The sequence below is a fragment of the Pseudoalteromonas sp. GCY genome, from assembly GCF_016695175.1.
Taxonomy (GTDB): Bacteria; Pseudomonadota; Gammaproteobacteria; order Enterobacterales; family Alteromonadaceae; genus Pseudoalteromonas.
In genome coordinates this window covers 1,003,176-1,018,386 of sequence record NZ_CP068023.1, presented here as the reverse complement: position 1 = coordinate 1,018,386, position 15,211 = coordinate 1,003,176, and the positions used below count along the sequence as shown (strand labels likewise).

General features: G+C 42.5%; 14 protein-coding genes. 7 read left to right on the top strand and 7 right to left on the bottom strand.

The genetic code is table 11. From position 1 onward, the window contains the following. Nucleotides 1-10: 10 nt before the first annotated feature. Nucleotides 11-1,093 carry an MBL fold metallo-hydrolase gene (locus tag JJQ94_RS09675; RefSeq protein ID WP_099030843.1) on the top strand — a complete coding sequence of 361 codons (1,083 nt, stop codon included), beginning with the start codon at nucleotides 11-13 and terminating at the stop codon, nucleotides 1,091-1,093. Between the two features lie 237 nt (nucleotides 1,094-1,330). Beyond that, complete coding sequence (locus JJQ94_RS09670; RefSeq protein ID WP_099030842.1) at nucleotides 1,331-2,716, top strand: hypothetical protein; 1,386 nt, start codon at nucleotides 1,331-1,333, stop codon at nucleotides 2,714-2,716. 100 nt (nucleotides 2,717-2,816) lie between these two features. Here JJQ94_RS09670 and JJQ94_RS09665 read toward each other — a convergent pair whose 3' ends face one another. Further along, nucleotides 2,817-3,065, bottom strand: coding sequence for a hypothetical protein (locus JJQ94_RS09665; protein WP_010370646.1), 249 nt, complete (start codon nucleotides 3,063-3,065; stop codon nucleotides 2,817-2,819). A 76-nt stretch (nucleotides 3,066-3,141) separates the two neighbouring features. Then, the gene (locus tag JJQ94_RS09660; protein WP_099030841.1) at nucleotides 3,142-4,047 is read right to left on the bottom strand and encodes a LysR family transcriptional regulator; all 906 of its coding nucleotides are present in this window, start codon (nucleotides 4,045-4,047) and stop codon (nucleotides 3,142-3,144) included. 111 nt (nucleotides 4,048-4,158) lie between these two features. Between JJQ94_RS09660 and JJQ94_RS09655 the strand changes: the two genes are divergently transcribed. After that, nucleotides 4,159-4,911 (top strand): SDR family oxidoreductase, encoded by a 753-nt coding sequence (locus tag JJQ94_RS09655; protein ID WP_172439954.1) that lies wholly within the window; start codon nucleotides 4,159-4,161, stop codon nucleotides 4,909-4,911. A gap of 11 nt (nucleotides 4,912-4,922) precedes the next feature. Here JJQ94_RS09655 and JJQ94_RS09650 read toward each other — a convergent pair whose 3' ends face one another. Continuing rightward, nucleotides 4,923-7,619 carry a DUF2339 domain-containing protein gene (locus JJQ94_RS09650; RefSeq protein WP_099030840.1) on the bottom strand — a complete coding sequence of 899 codons (2,697 nt, stop codon included), beginning with the start codon at nucleotides 7,617-7,619 and terminating at the stop codon, nucleotides 4,923-4,925. A gap of 243 nt (nucleotides 7,620-7,862) precedes the next feature. On the opposite strand from JJQ94_RS09650, the gene JJQ94_RS09645 reads away from it, so the two are divergent. Beyond that, entirely contained in the window at nucleotides 7,863-8,411 is a 549-nt protein-coding gene (locus tag JJQ94_RS09645) for a carbohydrate binding domain-containing protein (RefSeq protein ID WP_099030839.1), read from the top strand. Between the two features lie 129 nt (nucleotides 8,412-8,540). Here the strand turns inward: JJQ94_RS09645 and JJQ94_RS09640 are convergent, their stop codons facing one another. The 3 genes from JJQ94_RS09640 to JJQ94_RS09630 all read right to left on the bottom strand — a co-directional run bounded on the left by JJQ94_RS09640 (nucleotide 8,541) and on the right by JJQ94_RS09630 (nucleotide 10,025). Beyond that, nucleotides 8,541-9,107, bottom strand: coding sequence for a hypothetical protein (locus tag JJQ94_RS09640; protein ID WP_017217868.1), 567 nt, complete (start codon nucleotides 9,105-9,107; stop codon nucleotides 8,541-8,543). 128 nt (nucleotides 9,108-9,235) lie between these two features. Further along, the gene (locus JJQ94_RS09635; RefSeq protein WP_010370628.1) at nucleotides 9,236-9,484 is read right to left on the bottom strand and encodes a hypothetical protein; all 249 of its coding nucleotides are present in this window, start codon (nucleotides 9,482-9,484) and stop codon (nucleotides 9,236-9,238) included. 232 nt (nucleotides 9,485-9,716) lie between these two features. Next, the gene (locus JJQ94_RS09630; RefSeq protein WP_099030838.1) at nucleotides 9,717-10,025 is read right to left on the bottom strand and encodes a hypothetical protein; all 309 of its coding nucleotides are present in this window, start codon (nucleotides 10,023-10,025) and stop codon (nucleotides 9,717-9,719) included. Between the two features lie 146 nt (nucleotides 10,026-10,171). Here JJQ94_RS09630 and JJQ94_RS09625 point away from each other — a divergent pair, with 146 nt between their 5' ends. Together JJQ94_RS09625 and JJQ94_RS09620 are read left to right on the top strand one after the other, a co-directional pair. Next, a complete protein-coding gene (locus JJQ94_RS09625) occupies nucleotides 10,172-10,597 on the top strand; it encodes a hypothetical protein (RefSeq protein ID WP_172439953.1) in 426 nt (141 codons plus the stop codon). 101 nt (nucleotides 10,598-10,698) lie between these two features. After that, nucleotides 10,699-10,905, top strand: a complete 207-nt coding sequence (locus tag JJQ94_RS09620; RefSeq protein WP_236596572.1) for a response regulator transcription factor — start codon at nucleotides 10,699-10,701, stop codon at nucleotides 10,903-10,905. A gap of 138 nt (nucleotides 10,906-11,043) precedes the next feature. On the opposite strand, the gene JJQ94_RS09615 is transcribed toward JJQ94_RS09620, so the two are convergent. Next, a complete protein-coding gene (locus tag JJQ94_RS09615) occupies nucleotides 11,044-12,750 on the bottom strand; it encodes a hypothetical protein (protein ID WP_099030837.1) in 1,707 nt (568 codons plus the stop codon). Nucleotides 12,751-12,939: 189 nt separating this feature from the next. Between JJQ94_RS09615 and JJQ94_RS09610 the strand changes: the two genes are divergently transcribed. Next, complete coding sequence (locus tag JJQ94_RS09610) at nucleotides 12,940-15,210, top strand: TonB-dependent receptor (protein WP_099030836.1); 2,271 nt, start codon at nucleotides 12,940-12,942, stop codon at nucleotides 15,208-15,210. Nucleotide 15,211 lies beyond the last annotated feature (1 nt).

Genomic DNA, 15,211 nt, shown 5'->3' with positions numbered 1-15,211 from the left:
AGGAATGGACATGAAAAGGCTTACTTTTGCAGTCATGATCACATTAACAGGCTGCAGTAATAGTAATGTTGTAGAGCGGATAAAATCTGAGTCTTCCGTGGTAAAACATAGCTCTGTAGAAGGGTATGAAGATAGATATTCCAACATCTACAATAAGTTTAAAGATTATCCCGTGACTTGCGAAGAAAACTGCTACCCAGTCACCCAACAAATTCAATGTCAGTCCGAAATGCAAGATTGCACTTACGTTGGCAACAACCCCACTCTCTCGCTCAATACCGGCTTTGCTATCCAATGGCTTGGGCATGCGAGTTTCAAAGTCAACACCAAAGATGGACAACAGTTTTTGTTTGACCCTGTCACGGCTCAATTTGACTGGCCTGTAAACTGGGCATTTCGCCTCTCAGAAGGGTTTAATCGCAATCAACCTGCACAGCTCAGTCAAACAGAGTTACAACAAACCAATGCCGTAATGTACTCCCATATTCATTACGATCATTTTAACAAGAGCGATATCGAAGCGATTGGTACTGGACCAAATTACCTCACCCCTCTTGGATTTGCAGAGCACTTTCCTGAAGATGGATACAAAGTTTCTGAAATGGAGTGGTATTCAAGTAAACAGCTTGGTGAAGTAACCGCACACTTTGTGCCAGCAAATCACTTTAGCAGCCGTATTTGGGTGCCATTTTTATACGAAGATCATGGCGCCGCACTATGGGGTGGCTGGATATTAGAACACCAAGGTAAGACCCTGTTTTTTGCAGGAGATACAGGATATTCACCGCACTTTAAAGACATTCAAGAAAAATACGGTGATATTGATGTGTGCCTACTTCCAATTGCCTCATACTACAGCGAAGAAGATCCTAATTGGTATCGTAAAGTACACACCACGCCAGAAGATGCACTGACTGCCGCAAAAGAACTCGGCTGTAAGGTTATGGTGCCATGGGGCTATGGCAATGCTAGTTGGAAAATGGGAGATAAAACCTCACATTCAGCGCTGTTCCGCCTACTGCATATGCAACAAGTGCTAAAAGCCCAAACGCCGCTGTATATTTTAAATGAAGGCGATTCAGTGCACCTATAACCTAATGCTAGCGCACCAAGTCTCCAATTGACTTGGTGCGTTATGAAGCTTCCTGGTTTCTAGCTTTTCTCAGTTATGGTTAATTATGCTTTTTATTGGCTAAAAAGTGGTATAGATGACAACAAGAAACAATTAATAAAAATAGATACAACAAGTAGTTATAAGGCCTATTCCGGTTTTGTTCAGGTTAATGTGTTATAATTACAAAGTGTTAATTCAAGGAGGCACCATACCCGAGTGAGCAGAGCCAAACTAAGTCAAGACGAAAGCTTATCTTTTAAAATCAACTATCAACTCCTTCCCAAAGAGACAAACCAACTCGACCTGTATTTTTCAATCCCAACCGATATGGGGATTAATACCAACACGTTGAACGAAGTAGACTACTTTAATGCCAATATAAAAAGCCATAGTGCATATTACTCGGAGCAGCTTCATCTCCCCTTGGTACGTAGCCGCTTTATCAGCCAAAGCAAAGGTCAAAAAACGGATTACCGCGTTAATCTAAACCTATTTTGCTACCAGATCCGCATTGCGCTGGATGCCGATGTAAAGCAGACATTGAAGCTAAAAGAGGCCGATGAGTTTTATCCAGCCGCACAATTATTAGTGGAAGAAACCGAACGCCTATTGAAGAAGCTCAGGCGCTACACGCCACCAGATAATAAGCTTAAGCCTTATTATCAAAACGCAGATAACTACCTCAGCTGGCATACTGAGCAAGCGTTTTTGAAACTCCTCTCCAGCGGGCCTAAGTCAAGCGACTTTAGTCATGAGCGAAGCTGTATTGTTAGTTTCTGTCAACGAGAGAGCCTATACCGCGAGGAGCAAAGCTACAACTCGCAAGTCACGTTGGACGACCCAAACCGCATTACCAATAAAATGAAATTGCTTGAAAGACTCATTGAATATGGTGTTGTTTTTAACAAACAAACCATTGACTTAAGTACCAATCTAAAGCGTTTAGTTCGCGGTGTGGTTACTGGCATTATCATGGCCTTCGTGATGTTTATTGTGCTCAACGCCCGCTCTAACTTCCAAGAAGTCACCGTCGCCCTTATCGCTTTGCTTGGGGTAATTTATGGCCTTAGAGAAACATTCAAAGAAGATTTAACCCAGTGGGCATGGCGTCATATTCAACGCGGCCGACCAAAGTGGCGCAACAAGTTTAAAAACTCAGTGACGGACGCCATCGTTTGTACACAAACGATATGGCTGGAACATATTCGTAAAAAAGACCTACCAGAGGATGTTGATAAGCTGCTAAAGAAGCGTCGACAGCAAAATAAACAAGCTGCGCATCTACTGCATTTTTGCTGTAAAAACCAAGTGCATATTGATGAGTTTTTACCCGGTTACGAAGAAGTACAGCAACGTATCACCTTTAACATGAGTTCGTTTGTACGCTATCTAAAAAAAGGTGCAGGAAAGCTTTATAGCCTTGAAGGGAAAAAGGTCTCGAAAAAGTCAGTTGAACGTCGCTATCAAATAAACTTGGTAATGCGGTTTAAATCTTCTCAGGGAATACAGTTAGAGAGGTATAAACTCACCATGAACCGCTCTGAAATCGTCGCCATAGAGCTAATGGCAAGCGATTCCGTGTATATTGAAAACGACGTTTAAACACAGACACAGTTTTGTATAACCGCCGACAAAACGGATTGGAAGCAGGTTTATTCTGCACTCCAATCCTAAATCCAGTGATGCGGCTACTCAAAAGATATTAATGTGCTTTCTTTGGTCCGTAACGAACCATGTCTTTGCCGTTTTCATACACGTCTTGAGATACCCAACGACCCAACAACAATTGGTGTTTATCATCCAAAATCGCAATAAATGGTCTGCCATCGCTGTTGTTCGTTGCCAGTGCCACACCGGCCACATTTTGCAACCCTAAGCCACCGTTATCAATTAGCAACAAAAAAGCTTCCAGCTCATCCAAGGTTTCAATGATATCTTTATCGTTGATCATCTCTTTACTCTCACTTACTCAGTATGCCGCGTAGAATACCAGTTATGTTGAAATGATTGAACCTGACACCACACAATTACATCCTATTCAAACTATGGCTTAATGCTTCCCATACACACTGTACGGCTTTACTGCGACCTTGTTTACCTAAACACACTAAATGAATTGGTTGGCGGTCAGGATGTGCGTATTCCGTTAAAATAGGCACCAACTGACCTTGGTTTAATTCCTGTTGAACGTAGTAAGGGTCTCCCATCACAATCCCCTGCCCAAGCACCGCAAGTTGCACCATTGCACGCGCATCATCGCAATAAGCTACGGCATGAGGCTTGATGTTGAACACCTGACCGTTTTGATGGACAAATGACCATTTGTCCATAGTGGTGCCTTTATTTTTAAATACCAAGCAACGATGACTCAATAAAGCATCGGGAGAGTCAGGCATGCCGGCTACAGCCAAATACTCCGGACTGGCAAACCAAGCAAAAGATTTTTCACCGATTTTCTTAGCAAGTAATGAAGAATCAGGTAAATGCCCTATTCGGATAGCAATATCTATCTGATTATCGATTAAATCAACAATATTGTCCGTCAAGTTCAGCTCGAAACGTATATCAGGAAACTGTTTAGAAATATCATGTAGTTTAGCCAGCAAATAGCGCTCAGCCATTAAGGTCGAGCAGCTGATCTTTACTTTACCGCTTGGTGTTAAACGTTGCTGTTCGCTTAACTGCTCAGTCTGACTTAATACTTCCTGCAACTTTTCGGTACTTTTGAGTAATTGGCTGCCGCTTTGGGTCAGAGCCAATTTACGCGTACTGCGCTCTAATAAACGTACATTGAGCTGCTGCTCTAGCTGCGATATGCGCTTACTGACCGACGAGCGTGGTAACTGCACCTTATCGGCAGCTCCCTGAAAACTGCCTATAGAGGCCACTAGCCTAAATAAATACAAATTTTCTAATTGCTTGTGTAATTCCATTTTATTGTTTCTCTAAGAGAACTTATTAATTCGTTTTTTATCATCTTATCAGCACGAATTGCAATAACTACAATGCCATTTATACCATCGAATAACGCATAAGGATTTACCATGTCATTACCAACCATATTGATCACTGGCGCAACCGCTGGAATTGGACTTGCGGCTGCCAAGCATTACCTCACACAAGGCTGGAGAGTCATTTTTACGGGAAGAAACGAAGACAAAATTGCAATGGCCGAAAACCAACTGCTAGCATGTGCAAGCCATCCCTCACAAGTGCTTGGGCTGCTCTGTGACAGCAGCATTCCAGCACACTTTGAAAGCTTACCAAAGACGCTACAAGCACAAGATATTAAGCTTGACGCGGTGATTTTAAATGCGGGTGTATTCTATCCAAAACCTTTTGCTGACAATGAGCTAAGCGATTTAAATACAACTATGCTTATTAACTTCACAGGCCCTGCAATACTATTACAACGCTTGTTACCTGTAATGAATAATCCATGTAGTGTTGTTTATGTATCAAGTATTGCGGTACAGCGTGCTTTTGCTGGAGCGGCAAGTTATGCCGCTAGCAAAGCCGCATTTGAGGCGCTAGCAGCAACGCTCAATCTAGAATGGAGTGACCGTGGAGTACGTATTAACCACCTGCGTCCCGGGGTGACCCATACTGAAATCCAAAACAAAGCGGGAATGAGCGAGCAACAAATAGCCGAGCTAAATGCAGGGTTGTCGTCGACTCCATTAGGGCGCATGTTACAAGCAACAGAAATGCTAGCAAGCTTAGACTTTTTAACTGGCGAAGGGTCAACAGCAATGCGCGGCGCGCACATCACTGTTGACGGTGGTTACTGCTTGTAAAAATGAGAGGGTCAGTCCGCCGTTGGTTTTGCCTCTCTGGGCTGATCCTGCATTTTTTGAAACAGCCAACCAATGCCCACCAGACATAAGCCTAAACCGATAAAAGACAAGGCGCGCAGCAAGCCTTCGAGGTTTGCCATATCGACCACAAAGGCTTTTAAAATAACAATGGCTAGCCCTGCAAAACCGGCGTTAATCAACACTTTATGCTCTATCCGCTTGGCAACAAAAATCAATACGGTTGAAATCAATAGCCAAACAATCGAATAGGTATATAACTCGGATTGCTCCATCGGCATCGACAGCACAAGGAAGCCCTCATGAAATAACGCCCGAATTTCACCGTTGATAAACAAGACCCCTAGCACGGCTATCAGTCCGTATACCAAACGCTTAAATTGCGGTGGTATTAACTTAAACTGGAGCATGATAGCGAGTACGCATGCTGGTGCCAACCACTGTAAAAGTAGCCAATTAAACACACTGTCTCCAATATATTGCCTGTCAAAAAACGGATTATTGGCAAACGAAATATCGGCGTGGATCAACAAGCTTGCAAGTACTAGCAAGCTCGCAGCAAGCGGATAAAGTCTATTGGCCTTCTCGCTGAGCCGCCCTCGCCATAGATACACAGCGCCAAGCACCAGCCAATTCAAAGCAAGCAACACGGATTCTTGGAAACCGAGATTAGTAAAATCAGGGTAGTCACCAATCAAGAGATAGCTTGTTTCGGTCGTGACCAGAAGCGCCACAATATGCATTGCGACGCCCATAAACCAAGTGTTCAGGGCCTTTGAAGGGTTATATTTGGTAGCAAACCAAATAATGCCCAGCACCAGCGGATAGACAACAAGCGTCCAATGTATGGTTAAAATCGTTTCGTGCTTGTAATCTGCAAGCCAAGGCGCAAAAGTAAGACGCGTAACAACGGCAATAAGTGCAGCCTTATACAACCAATCAGGTAAACGCACTTTGTACTTCCAGCTCAAATAACTCATAGATGCTACTTGTGCCGCAATCGCTAAAGTCAACGAGCTTGCCGAGAGTAACATCGTAAAACACAAACTCAGCATGGCGTTCGCCAAAATAAGGTAAGTGACCTGCTGAATATTTGTATCCGTTTTCATCGCACAATACGAAGCGAAGAGCCCGATGGCCAACATTTCAATCGCCCACACAGGATACAAAATTGCTTCTGAGACTTTAGGGGAAACAGCATAGCTTACACCGTACAACGCAAGAGGTGCCACGTTCAACAGCATCAAATAAGCGAGTCTTGATGGATATCGCTTAATCATCATCATGCTAAATAACATCGTGATGACCACTGCTACTTGAATAAACAAATACTTACCGGTAAAAGGAAAAAGTACGTCGTCGTAAGTTCCCACTTTGGGCATCAAGTAGAATGAGAGAAGTACAAACAATAGCAAATAAAATGGCCAACTATCCAATGCACTATGTCTATAAGCCGCACACAAAACAACGCTAGCAAATAAGACATTAGCCCAAATAAGCGTATCGATATGGGTTTTTATTATTAGCGCACATGCGATAAGTAACAGTGGGAGTAAAATTCCCAACTGCTCTTTTCTTGGCATTAATAGATCTTTGACAGGCAACGGACTTACCATCGAATTCGTCAGTCGCCAACCCAGAACGTCTACCAACACATATAAGTACATAGAGATAAGCGCAAAAATCAGCAGCACCCAAAAGTCGCTGCTCCCACCAACTGCTACCGCGGTGCAAAACCATAAGAAATGCCCAACAAAGCTTTGCCACCGCAACCATTTTTGCTTCACATAATCCGCAACCCATATCGCAGAGAGTGAAACAAAACTGATATATAGCAGTAACGCACCGATATTATTAGAACCTGTCGATACCAAAGCAGGCACGACATATGCACCAACGATGCCAATACCTGCTAGCACAGGGCCAAATCTCAGTGCCAAAGAGGTCGCAGCCAATGAAATAATGGCGAGTAAAACAAAGGCCATATTAGCCGGTATAAAATGATAGAAATCAAAAGCAACCAATGTCATGGCAAAGCAAGTGATCACGCCACCACTAGCAAGCGCTGCAGAAATGTATGGAGTATTAATTTTTAGCTTTTCTTTGTAGCGATTTACGACTTCAGCAGCAGTGACCAAACAGACTCCAAAAAGAGCCCCCAGTATCACTCGTACGCTTGGAGGTAGAAGCCCTGCTTCAATAGAATACTTAGCCAGAAAAACACCGCCAAGGGCTAGCACTGCGGCACCTATCCAAAAAAGTCCATTCCCTTTTAATAAGGAATCTAAAGTAAAGTCAAATTTAAAAGCAGGTTTACTCTTACTAGGCTTGGCTCTTGTGATAGTGACCGTGCTTTCGCTTTCAGGCTGCTGAGGCTGTGTGGGATTGGCTGTTGCCGTGGATCCACCCAATGCAGTCCGTGCTGTTAATGATGTACTATCAGCTGTTTCGTCATTCCTTTGTCCACACTCAGAAAGCTTATTCTCTGAATGTGTTTGCTCTGAGCATGCTTGATCTGAGAATTCACGACCTTCAAGTGTCGAGATCCGGCGACTTTGCTGCTCTATCGTATTTTGTAACTGATGTACTTTTTTAACGAGTTGCTTAAGCCTTTGTCTATCTTGTAGAGCAAAAACAGCGCCAATAAATACAAAAAGATAAAAAATAAAAGAGATAAACTCCGTTTCCATACGACTCCTTATTTGTTTGCTAGGCCCTAGCTAACCTGTATTAGAAACAGTATGAGATCAACCACACGAATAAATCAATCTCTCATGATGGGAGCCATGACTTTAGCAAGCCGCATAAAAAGTAGGACGACTTGAAATTTTCTAACATTGACCAAAAATGCACATGGGCCCCGTTGTCATATTACTCCCTTGTAAATACACTAAAAAATTATATTTTAGGGACGTTGTTCTAAGGATTTTTCTATGCGTTTTTTATTACTTTTACTCGTTGTAGCGGTTTCTGGCTGTAGCTATACTCAGCCAAACTTAAAGCCAAAACAGTGGCGTTTTGCGACCGATCCGCATGGCAGCCAAGCAATTCTAAACGGCCCACTTGTTAATGAAAAACAAGTTGCTATTCAGTTTAAACGCGTGCCGCGAATTGACAAACACAACAATTCTTGGGTAGAGCTTATTTACGACTTGCCCACTAAACAGCTTCCTTCTCAATTCAATATCGCACTGACGTATAAAAGTGATAACCCTTTGCTCGTTAAGTTATCGCAACAGGAGTATGGCGGCTCAGGTGATAAAAGCTATGCTCACTACCAAACTAAATTACCGGCATCAAACACTTGGTATACGATCAACGTATCTTTGAGTGATTTTGCCAGACCCAATTGGACACCTGCTTGGTCAAAAGACAAAGGGGTCATACTCAAGCATGTTTCAGCTCTTTACTTCGTACCAGATTTAACGGATGTGGAAGGTGGTGAAGCAAGCATTGCAATAAAAAGTCTTCGAATTGAGTAATTCACTTGTTAGAAATGATGTACACGAGATGTGAGATATTGCGGCTTATCGCAAAGGCACAATATAGCCAGCACAGATAACGGTTAAATTAATAGCGCTGGCTAATCAGGGAGTAATTAAGCGTTAAAATTACGCACCTAATGCCGTTAGCTTTTCTTTTAATTCTTCTTTATTGATTAGACCCATTTCGTGCTGCTTTTTGGTTTTACGAATTTCATCGAAATTGTCTAGTTTCAAACGCGCTTTAGCCAGCTTAGTATCAAACTCGTCTTGTGAGATAACATCAAGCTTTAGCGCTTTTTCTAGCTTCTCTTTTTCACCATCAAATTCTTTTTGGAAAACCGCTTTTTCCTGGATAACAATCTGATCTTTTAGTTGCTTCTCAATAGCGATAACTTCCGCTTCTAAATCATCTTTACGCTTAATTAACGGGTCGATACGCTCGATAGTATCTTGCAATACAGCTTCAAGGTTTGCACCATCGTTTTTGATTAGGTTTTCAATGTATTTACGGCCAATATCTTGGTATGCAATATTAAGTTGACCATCGATTGACGCGATATCTGATTTCAAACCAGCAAGCTTTGCATTGTCTTTTGTTGAAGACACAATATCACCGCTTAGTTTACTGGTAGATTCGCCAATACTACTACCGATAGATTGCGCTTGAGTTTTGAATTTATTTAATAGACTCATGGTTATTTTTCCTTAAATAGATTGAGATTTTCAATTTATGTAATATCTAATACGGCAGACAAACCGACAAAATATATTTCAGATTAATTAAGTAATGCTTATTAAACCCAGAGTATCTTGACTTAACTTTAAGACACTCGTTTCTTGCGCTTCGACATGATACGTTTAGTGCCACTCCACGCCATCCAACAGCCGAATAACACAGCTCCTACGACCAAAGAGTAAATAGCAAAAGAGGCGACTTTAATAATAAAAATGACGAGCAAGGTGATAAATAGAACAACAAACAACAAAAGCTTTGGTGATTTAGCCAGTTGCTTGGCAATAAAAGAAGGTAAAAACGCACTTAATATGCGCTCCAATCTTTGAGCATTCATAACACTATAATCCTTGTGTTTAAGTGAGATTATTTTAAGACGGGCAATAGGTTATCAGCTTTATTTCTACCTGCCAAATTAATTATTGGTTAATTATCAAACTTAACAATCCCCTTTTTTAAACTAGTTACCAAATGAAATCAGCCAAGAAAATAAAAACTAGAACATTAAATTTACAACAACTTAAAGCAAACCGTCTATAAATTTTGGGGTTTTACTCCTTTCGATTTAATCAACAGTCAATAGAATTAAACCACCTTACCCATGATTCAGGTTCAGATAGCATAAATTGGAACGTTAGATTACTTTTTAATGTAATTTGGATCGCTTGGGTTGTGAGGGGAAGCAGTCCCGCACCTTTGCCAAGGCACTGTTCAAGCTTAATCACATCGGCGATATCAATTTGATATGGACCTAATCCCAGCAGGGTATTGAAAGGACTAAAATGCAGTGTATCTGCCGTCGCCCATAATCTCCCATCAGCACGAGCGACGCCACATTGAACAGTGGCCATTGAGGAAATCGTTGCCGTGTCTGTCATAAATAAGCCTCATAATGAATTACCGATACCCATCACTATCTTAGTAAAGTGGTGTCAGGCCACCAGTGATAAATCTCATATTTTGACTATGACAATTATCACTATAGCGATTCTGTAATAATCGAAAATAAAGATTTTACGCAGAAATGATAGACTCTCCTATTCGCCACGCGACAGACTGGCGTTTTTCAACACTTGCCTCTTGGTTAGGGGTTACTATTGCGAGTATGTACTGCCGTAACTCTCCGCTTGCATTAGTAGGCCAGCTAGTGATTAGCAGCGCCATTTTGGCATTGTTGTTTTTTATCATTAAAAACCCTAACAGGCGAGTCAATACAGCGGCCAGTACCTACCTAGTATTGATCGCTCTACTTATGCAACTTTCAACGACTTCATTAGTTTTTATCCACTTGGTTATGTTTTCCGTGATTTTTAGTCCGCACTTTTCATTCCCTAAAGTTTTGTCTGCCGTGCTACTTGCGATGCTGTTATACGGATTTACACACTATGCAAGGTGGGAAGGAAGCGTACCTTGGATCACCTTTGCTGTTTGGCTGTTTTTTGTGCAATGAATTGGTTTGTCAGCAGACGCATAGTCGAAAGCCTTAATATACACTACCAATCTCGGCAAAATTACAAAGAGCTCAAAGCCGCGCAACACATGATGGGAGCCATGTCAGCACCACAAGAAAAATTGACTGAAAAAGAACAAGTAGTGTTGCGCTGTTTATCTATCGGCATGTCAAACAAAATCATCGCCAATACCTTACACAACTCCGAAGGCACCATTCGCAATCATGTCTCTCAAATACTCGCAAAACTTGAAGTTAAAGACAGAACCCAAGCGGTCATAAAGGCGATTAACCAGAATTTAATTTAAATAAAGTTTAACCATAACGAGGTACTGAATAAATAATGTTGAAATGTGATACAAGCTCAAATTAGTATCACATCTCACTATGACTGTTCGTCCAACTTTTTTAATTAAAACACCGCCTCAATACATCCTTGGATTTGACTATTCGGTCGTTAATTGTATGTAAGGCGTAAGTGCGTCAACTTGATCCAAACAGCGGATTTGGGCAACAGGTTGCTTTGTTCTATCTGCAAAATTAACAACGCCACCGCGCTGACATTTTGCTTTGAAAGCTTGATAAGCCGATACCCCATTTTTAAGCAGATCCACTCCATCGACAAACTGTATTTCCATATCACGGTCAAATACTTTGCAGTTCTCTATCGGGTAGGTCTTGATATAGTCATCGTAATAGCTGAGGCTAATCCTGCGACAATGAGTGCGCATTAGTTCTATGATAATCTCTTTACCCCAATGTTGATGGTAAAAACTAGGGTAGTCCGTTGACACAACCCCCTTAAGCACAGTGCCGTCAAACCAAGTCACTATTTCACTGAGATTATCTTCCACTCTTTGATCGCTAAAACGCCCCAATGCCTTAGCAAGCCGATCATTGCCGAGTAAACCATGTAGTGTATTAAAATAGTCGTTTTGATTGTATGAGTAGGCCTTACTTTGTGCGAATAGATGTCGCCAGATATCAAAAAGTGACTGCGAGGGGTTTGTAGCTTGAACCTGATAATGACTGGCAAGCGCCATTACCGCGCCACAAGAATAATAGTTTTTGTATCGTTGTTGCTTCGCTGACTCGTTAAGCGCCGTTTGCTCTTTGTTCAATAAACATTGATTGGCTGACTCTTCAAATTTTTGTAACCACTGTTTAGCGTCAATAAAACCAAATTCTAGCATTGCAAAGTAAGCAAAAGCATCGGCTCCCCCTTCATGTAGCCAAGCATGTTCATAGTCTTCAATCGCATACATTTGACCATTCCAAAAATGAGCAGCTTCATGGGCAAGAAAGTGGAAGAGCTGGTTAAAACGCTCACTGTCTTTGTTTTGCCAACGTTTACCATTCACACTTAACTGCACCAGTCCAGCTAACGTTCCCCCTTCATAATTGGCAAAATCGTCAGCTAAGTGTGCATAATTAAAAAATACGACAGGCTTGAAGTTAAGTGGTTGATCTAGTTTTTTGGCGTAATAGTCAAATAGTTTGGGGAAATATGTTTGTGTGTTTTGCCACACCCACTTAGGTAGCGCTGGATCTACTACCGCTATCATGTTGTCATTCTCAATGGGAGTGATCGTGCCAAAGTAAATATAAGTTCCATCTCCGACTAAATCCCAGCTTGCCTTATGCTTATATCGCTTGCCCGAGAAAACAATATCGGTCTTTGGGCTATAAAAATAAAACCGGGTCCCATCAAATATAGGCTCCGATTGTGCAGTTAACTTTTCACTAAGGCTAAGATGATTGGTGTAAAACAAAACGCTGCCATCACTGTATTGCACATTTTGGCTGTAGTCTTTTAGGATAAAACCATAAAACGAATCAAATGTAAGCGAGAAAGACGTAAACTTTTTACCATTCGCTGCGGTGATTGATAGTACTCCATCTTCTTGCTGCCACTTCAGGTCTAGTTGAGTTATTTGGTAGTGCTGCGTGCGGTCGAAGTTACTTTGTCTTGCAAAGCTTACCCGCTCAACTGCTTTAGGCAATTTGTACTGTATCAACCATGAATCCGAGGCTTGTTGATAATGGACATGGATCTGCAGCTTATTTTCACTCTCAGATCCCAAAGTTGGCGTTGATAGCATTAGTAGCAACGAGAATAGCAAAGTAATTGTTAATGTTATTGTATTTTTCATGCAACTCGGATTGTATCTCTTTTAGGTGCAATAAAATTAACCTATTTATTGATTAAATACTAGTCGAGTACGGCTTCGCTCTGTCCTGAGCTAATTTGCTCATCAAGTTGACTGTTTTTGTCCTAGCTATTGAATTTTCTTCATTCCTATACTGGAGAACATAATAATAACGACGAAAGGTTACTCAGCATGATTGCAGCAACTCAATCGCACAGAGTCAGTTCAACCAAAGGTATGCCACTGCATACACTATCACTTCTGATAGCGGCTGTATTATCAGGCCATAGTTATGCCGAAGCGGAACCCACGCTTAGCACTGAGCAAAGCAAAAAAATTGAGCGGATCAGCGTCACCGCAACGCGGCAAACCGAAAATCTACAAAATGTCGCGCTTGCGGTGACCGCCCTCTCCGCCTCAGAGCTTGAGAAGATGAACGTACAAGACCTCGGTGACTTGGCATCTCACGTTCCAAACCTTAATCTGCACTCAGGTGATGCTTCCAACGCCGTCATTTATATCCGCGGAATTGGCCAAATTGACTCTATCTCGTTTAACGATCCCGGCGTTGGCGTGTATCTCGATGATGTATATCTTGGGCGCGTTCAAGGTGCCTTTTTAGATGTCGTCGACCCTGAGCAAATCGAGGTATTGCGTGGTCCACAAGGTACCCTTTACGGTCGCAATACCATAGGTGGCGCGGTGCGTTTCAGTAGTGCCAAACCTTCGCTAGATAACGAAGGATATGTCAGCGTGGCGCTTGGAAATTATAATGCTCGGACGATAAAAGCTAGCGTCAACGGTGCATTGATTGAAGACACGCTCTCTGGGCGTTTTGCGATTGCCAAAAGTAGCCGAGATGGTTTTAGTGAGAATCGCTATAACAATAGTGACGACCACGACAAAGATACCCTAGCGTGGCGCGGCAGCTTACTTTATCAGCCAAGTGAGAATTTTTCGGCTTATTTAGTCGTCGATGGCTCAAACGCATCTCCCTCAAGCTCACGCACTCCACATCGAGAAACGCCTATCTATTCGGTGATAAAAGAAGGCGACTATGCGTCCGAGGAAGACCCATTTGTCGTCGACGTTAACTACAACGATTTAGAAGAACTAGATACCTCGGGAGCGAGCTTAACGCTTGAATATCTCACGGGCCACTCGGTATTTAAATCCATCACTGCTCGACGCGAAATGGAATACCGCACGCACTTAGACTTAGATGCCACCCCCGACGCATCATTTGGTATTTTTAACTTCGAAGATCAGCAGCAGATAAGCCAAGAATTTCAATGGTTATACAAAGACGACCAGTTCTCTTTGGTATCTGGGCTCTATTACTTTAATGAGGACGATCTGAGTTTTGGCGGCTCCGTTGCTCCGGACTTTTTCGTTATGGTGGCACCAGACGTTTACCTGCCTTGGCCTGTGATTAACGCAGGAGAACGTGATCAAGAAAATACCAGCTCAGCCCTCTACGCTAACCTCTCTTGGTCTTTGACTGAAAAGCTCGACGTCACGCTTGGCGCACGCTACACCATAGAGAAAAAAGAAGTCACGTCCAAAGGCGAGGAGTTTTTTGGCACTGGTGTAACAACGGCTGAGGAAATGGAGGCGGTATTCGGCACGGGGATTGGCTATAGCCCTTCAGGTTACAGCGCATCCAAGGAATGGAAAGAGTTTACTCCAAAGGTGGTGTTCGATTACACCATATCCGACGACAGCATGGTTTACCTGAGCGCTGGAAAAGGATTTAAAAGTGGCGGTTTTAACGGCCGGATCACCTCATTTGCACAACCTTTTGAACCAGAAACCTTGTGGAGCTATGAAGTTGGCTCTAAGTCTTTACTGAATAAGCAGAATATTCGCTTAAATACCGCGGCTTTTTTCAATGACTACAAAAACTTTCAGCTCAGCCGCTTTTCTATCGACCCCGACACCGGCGCGTTTTTATCCCTTTTTGAAAATGCAGGTAAAGCCACTATTTATGGCGCAGAAATGGAGCTCGAAGCCGTGGCTTCCGATAATCTCACTCTGAACCTCAACCTAGGCTATTTAGGGGGCGGTTATGATGAGCTCATCGGCGACTTTGGTAAAGAAGTCAGCGATGAAAGAGAGCTGGTTAATTCACCAAAATGGAATGGCCGTGCGGGCTTTGAATACTTCTTTAGCGCCTTTACGCAAGGCGAATTTTCACTACGTGGTAGTGCCGCCTATCGCAGTAAAACCTATCTCACCGTGAGTAGTTCAGAGGTACTCGCACAGTCTGGCTACACCCTCTTTGATATGTCACTACACTACCGCTCAGCGGACGACAGTTGGGAAGCAAGTTTATACGGCAAAAACTTAGGCGATAAACGCTATCGTCAACACGGCTTCGATCTTAGCGCAGCACCTGGGGTTCAACTTGGTTATTACGGCGCGCCTAGAACGTACGGTATCAACCTTAAATATAAGTTTTAAT

What these genes read in the sequence shown, in the direction of transcription:
- JJQ94_RS09675 (WP_099030843.1), top strand. Translation starts at nt 11, where the DNA reads ATGAAAAGGCTTACTTTTGCAGTCATGATCACATTAACAGGCTGCAGT.
- JJQ94_RS09665 (WP_010370646.1), bottom strand. Translation starts at nt 3,065, where the DNA reads ATGATCAACGATAAAGATATCATTGAAACCTTGGATGAGCTGGAAGCT.
- JJQ94_RS09660 (WP_099030841.1), bottom strand. Translation starts at nt 4,047, where the DNA reads ATGGAATTACACAAGCAATTAGAAAATTTGTATTTATTTAGGCTAGTG.
- JJQ94_RS09655 (WP_172439954.1), top strand. Translation starts at nt 4,159, where the DNA reads ATGTCATTACCAACCATATTGATCACTGGCGCAACCGCTGGAATTGGA.
- JJQ94_RS09650 (WP_099030840.1), bottom strand. Translation starts at nt 7,619, where the DNA reads ATGGAAACGGAGTTTATCTCTTTTATTTTTTATCTTTTTGTATTTATT.
- JJQ94_RS09645 (WP_099030839.1), top strand. Translation starts at nt 7,863, where the DNA reads ATGCGTTTTTTATTACTTTTACTCGTTGTAGCGGTTTCTGGCTGTAGC.
- JJQ94_RS09640 (WP_017217868.1), bottom strand. Translation starts at nt 9,107, where the DNA reads ATGAGTCTATTAAATAAATTCAAAACTCAAGCGCAATCTATCGGTAGT.
- JJQ94_RS09635 (WP_010370628.1), bottom strand. Translation starts at nt 9,484, where the DNA reads ATGAATGCTCAAAGATTGGAGCGCATATTAAGTGCGTTTTTACCTTCT.
- JJQ94_RS09630 (WP_099030838.1), bottom strand. Translation starts at nt 10,025, where the DNA reads ATGACAGACACGGCAACGATTTCCTCAATGGCCACTGTTCAATGTGGC.
- JJQ94_RS09625 (WP_172439953.1), top strand. Translation starts at nt 10,172, where the DNA reads ATGATAGACTCTCCTATTCGCCACGCGACAGACTGGCGTTTTTCAACA.
- JJQ94_RS09620 (WP_236596572.1), top strand. Translation starts at nt 10,699, where the DNA reads ATGTCAGCACCACAAGAAAAATTGACTGAAAAAGAACAAGTAGTGTTG.
- JJQ94_RS09615 (WP_099030837.1), bottom strand. Translation starts at nt 12,750, where the DNA reads ATGAAAAATACAATAACATTAACAATTACTTTGCTATTCTCGTTGCTA.
- JJQ94_RS09610 (WP_099030836.1), top strand. Translation starts at nt 12,940, where the DNA reads ATGATTGCAGCAACTCAATCGCACAGAGTCAGTTCAACCAAAGGTATG.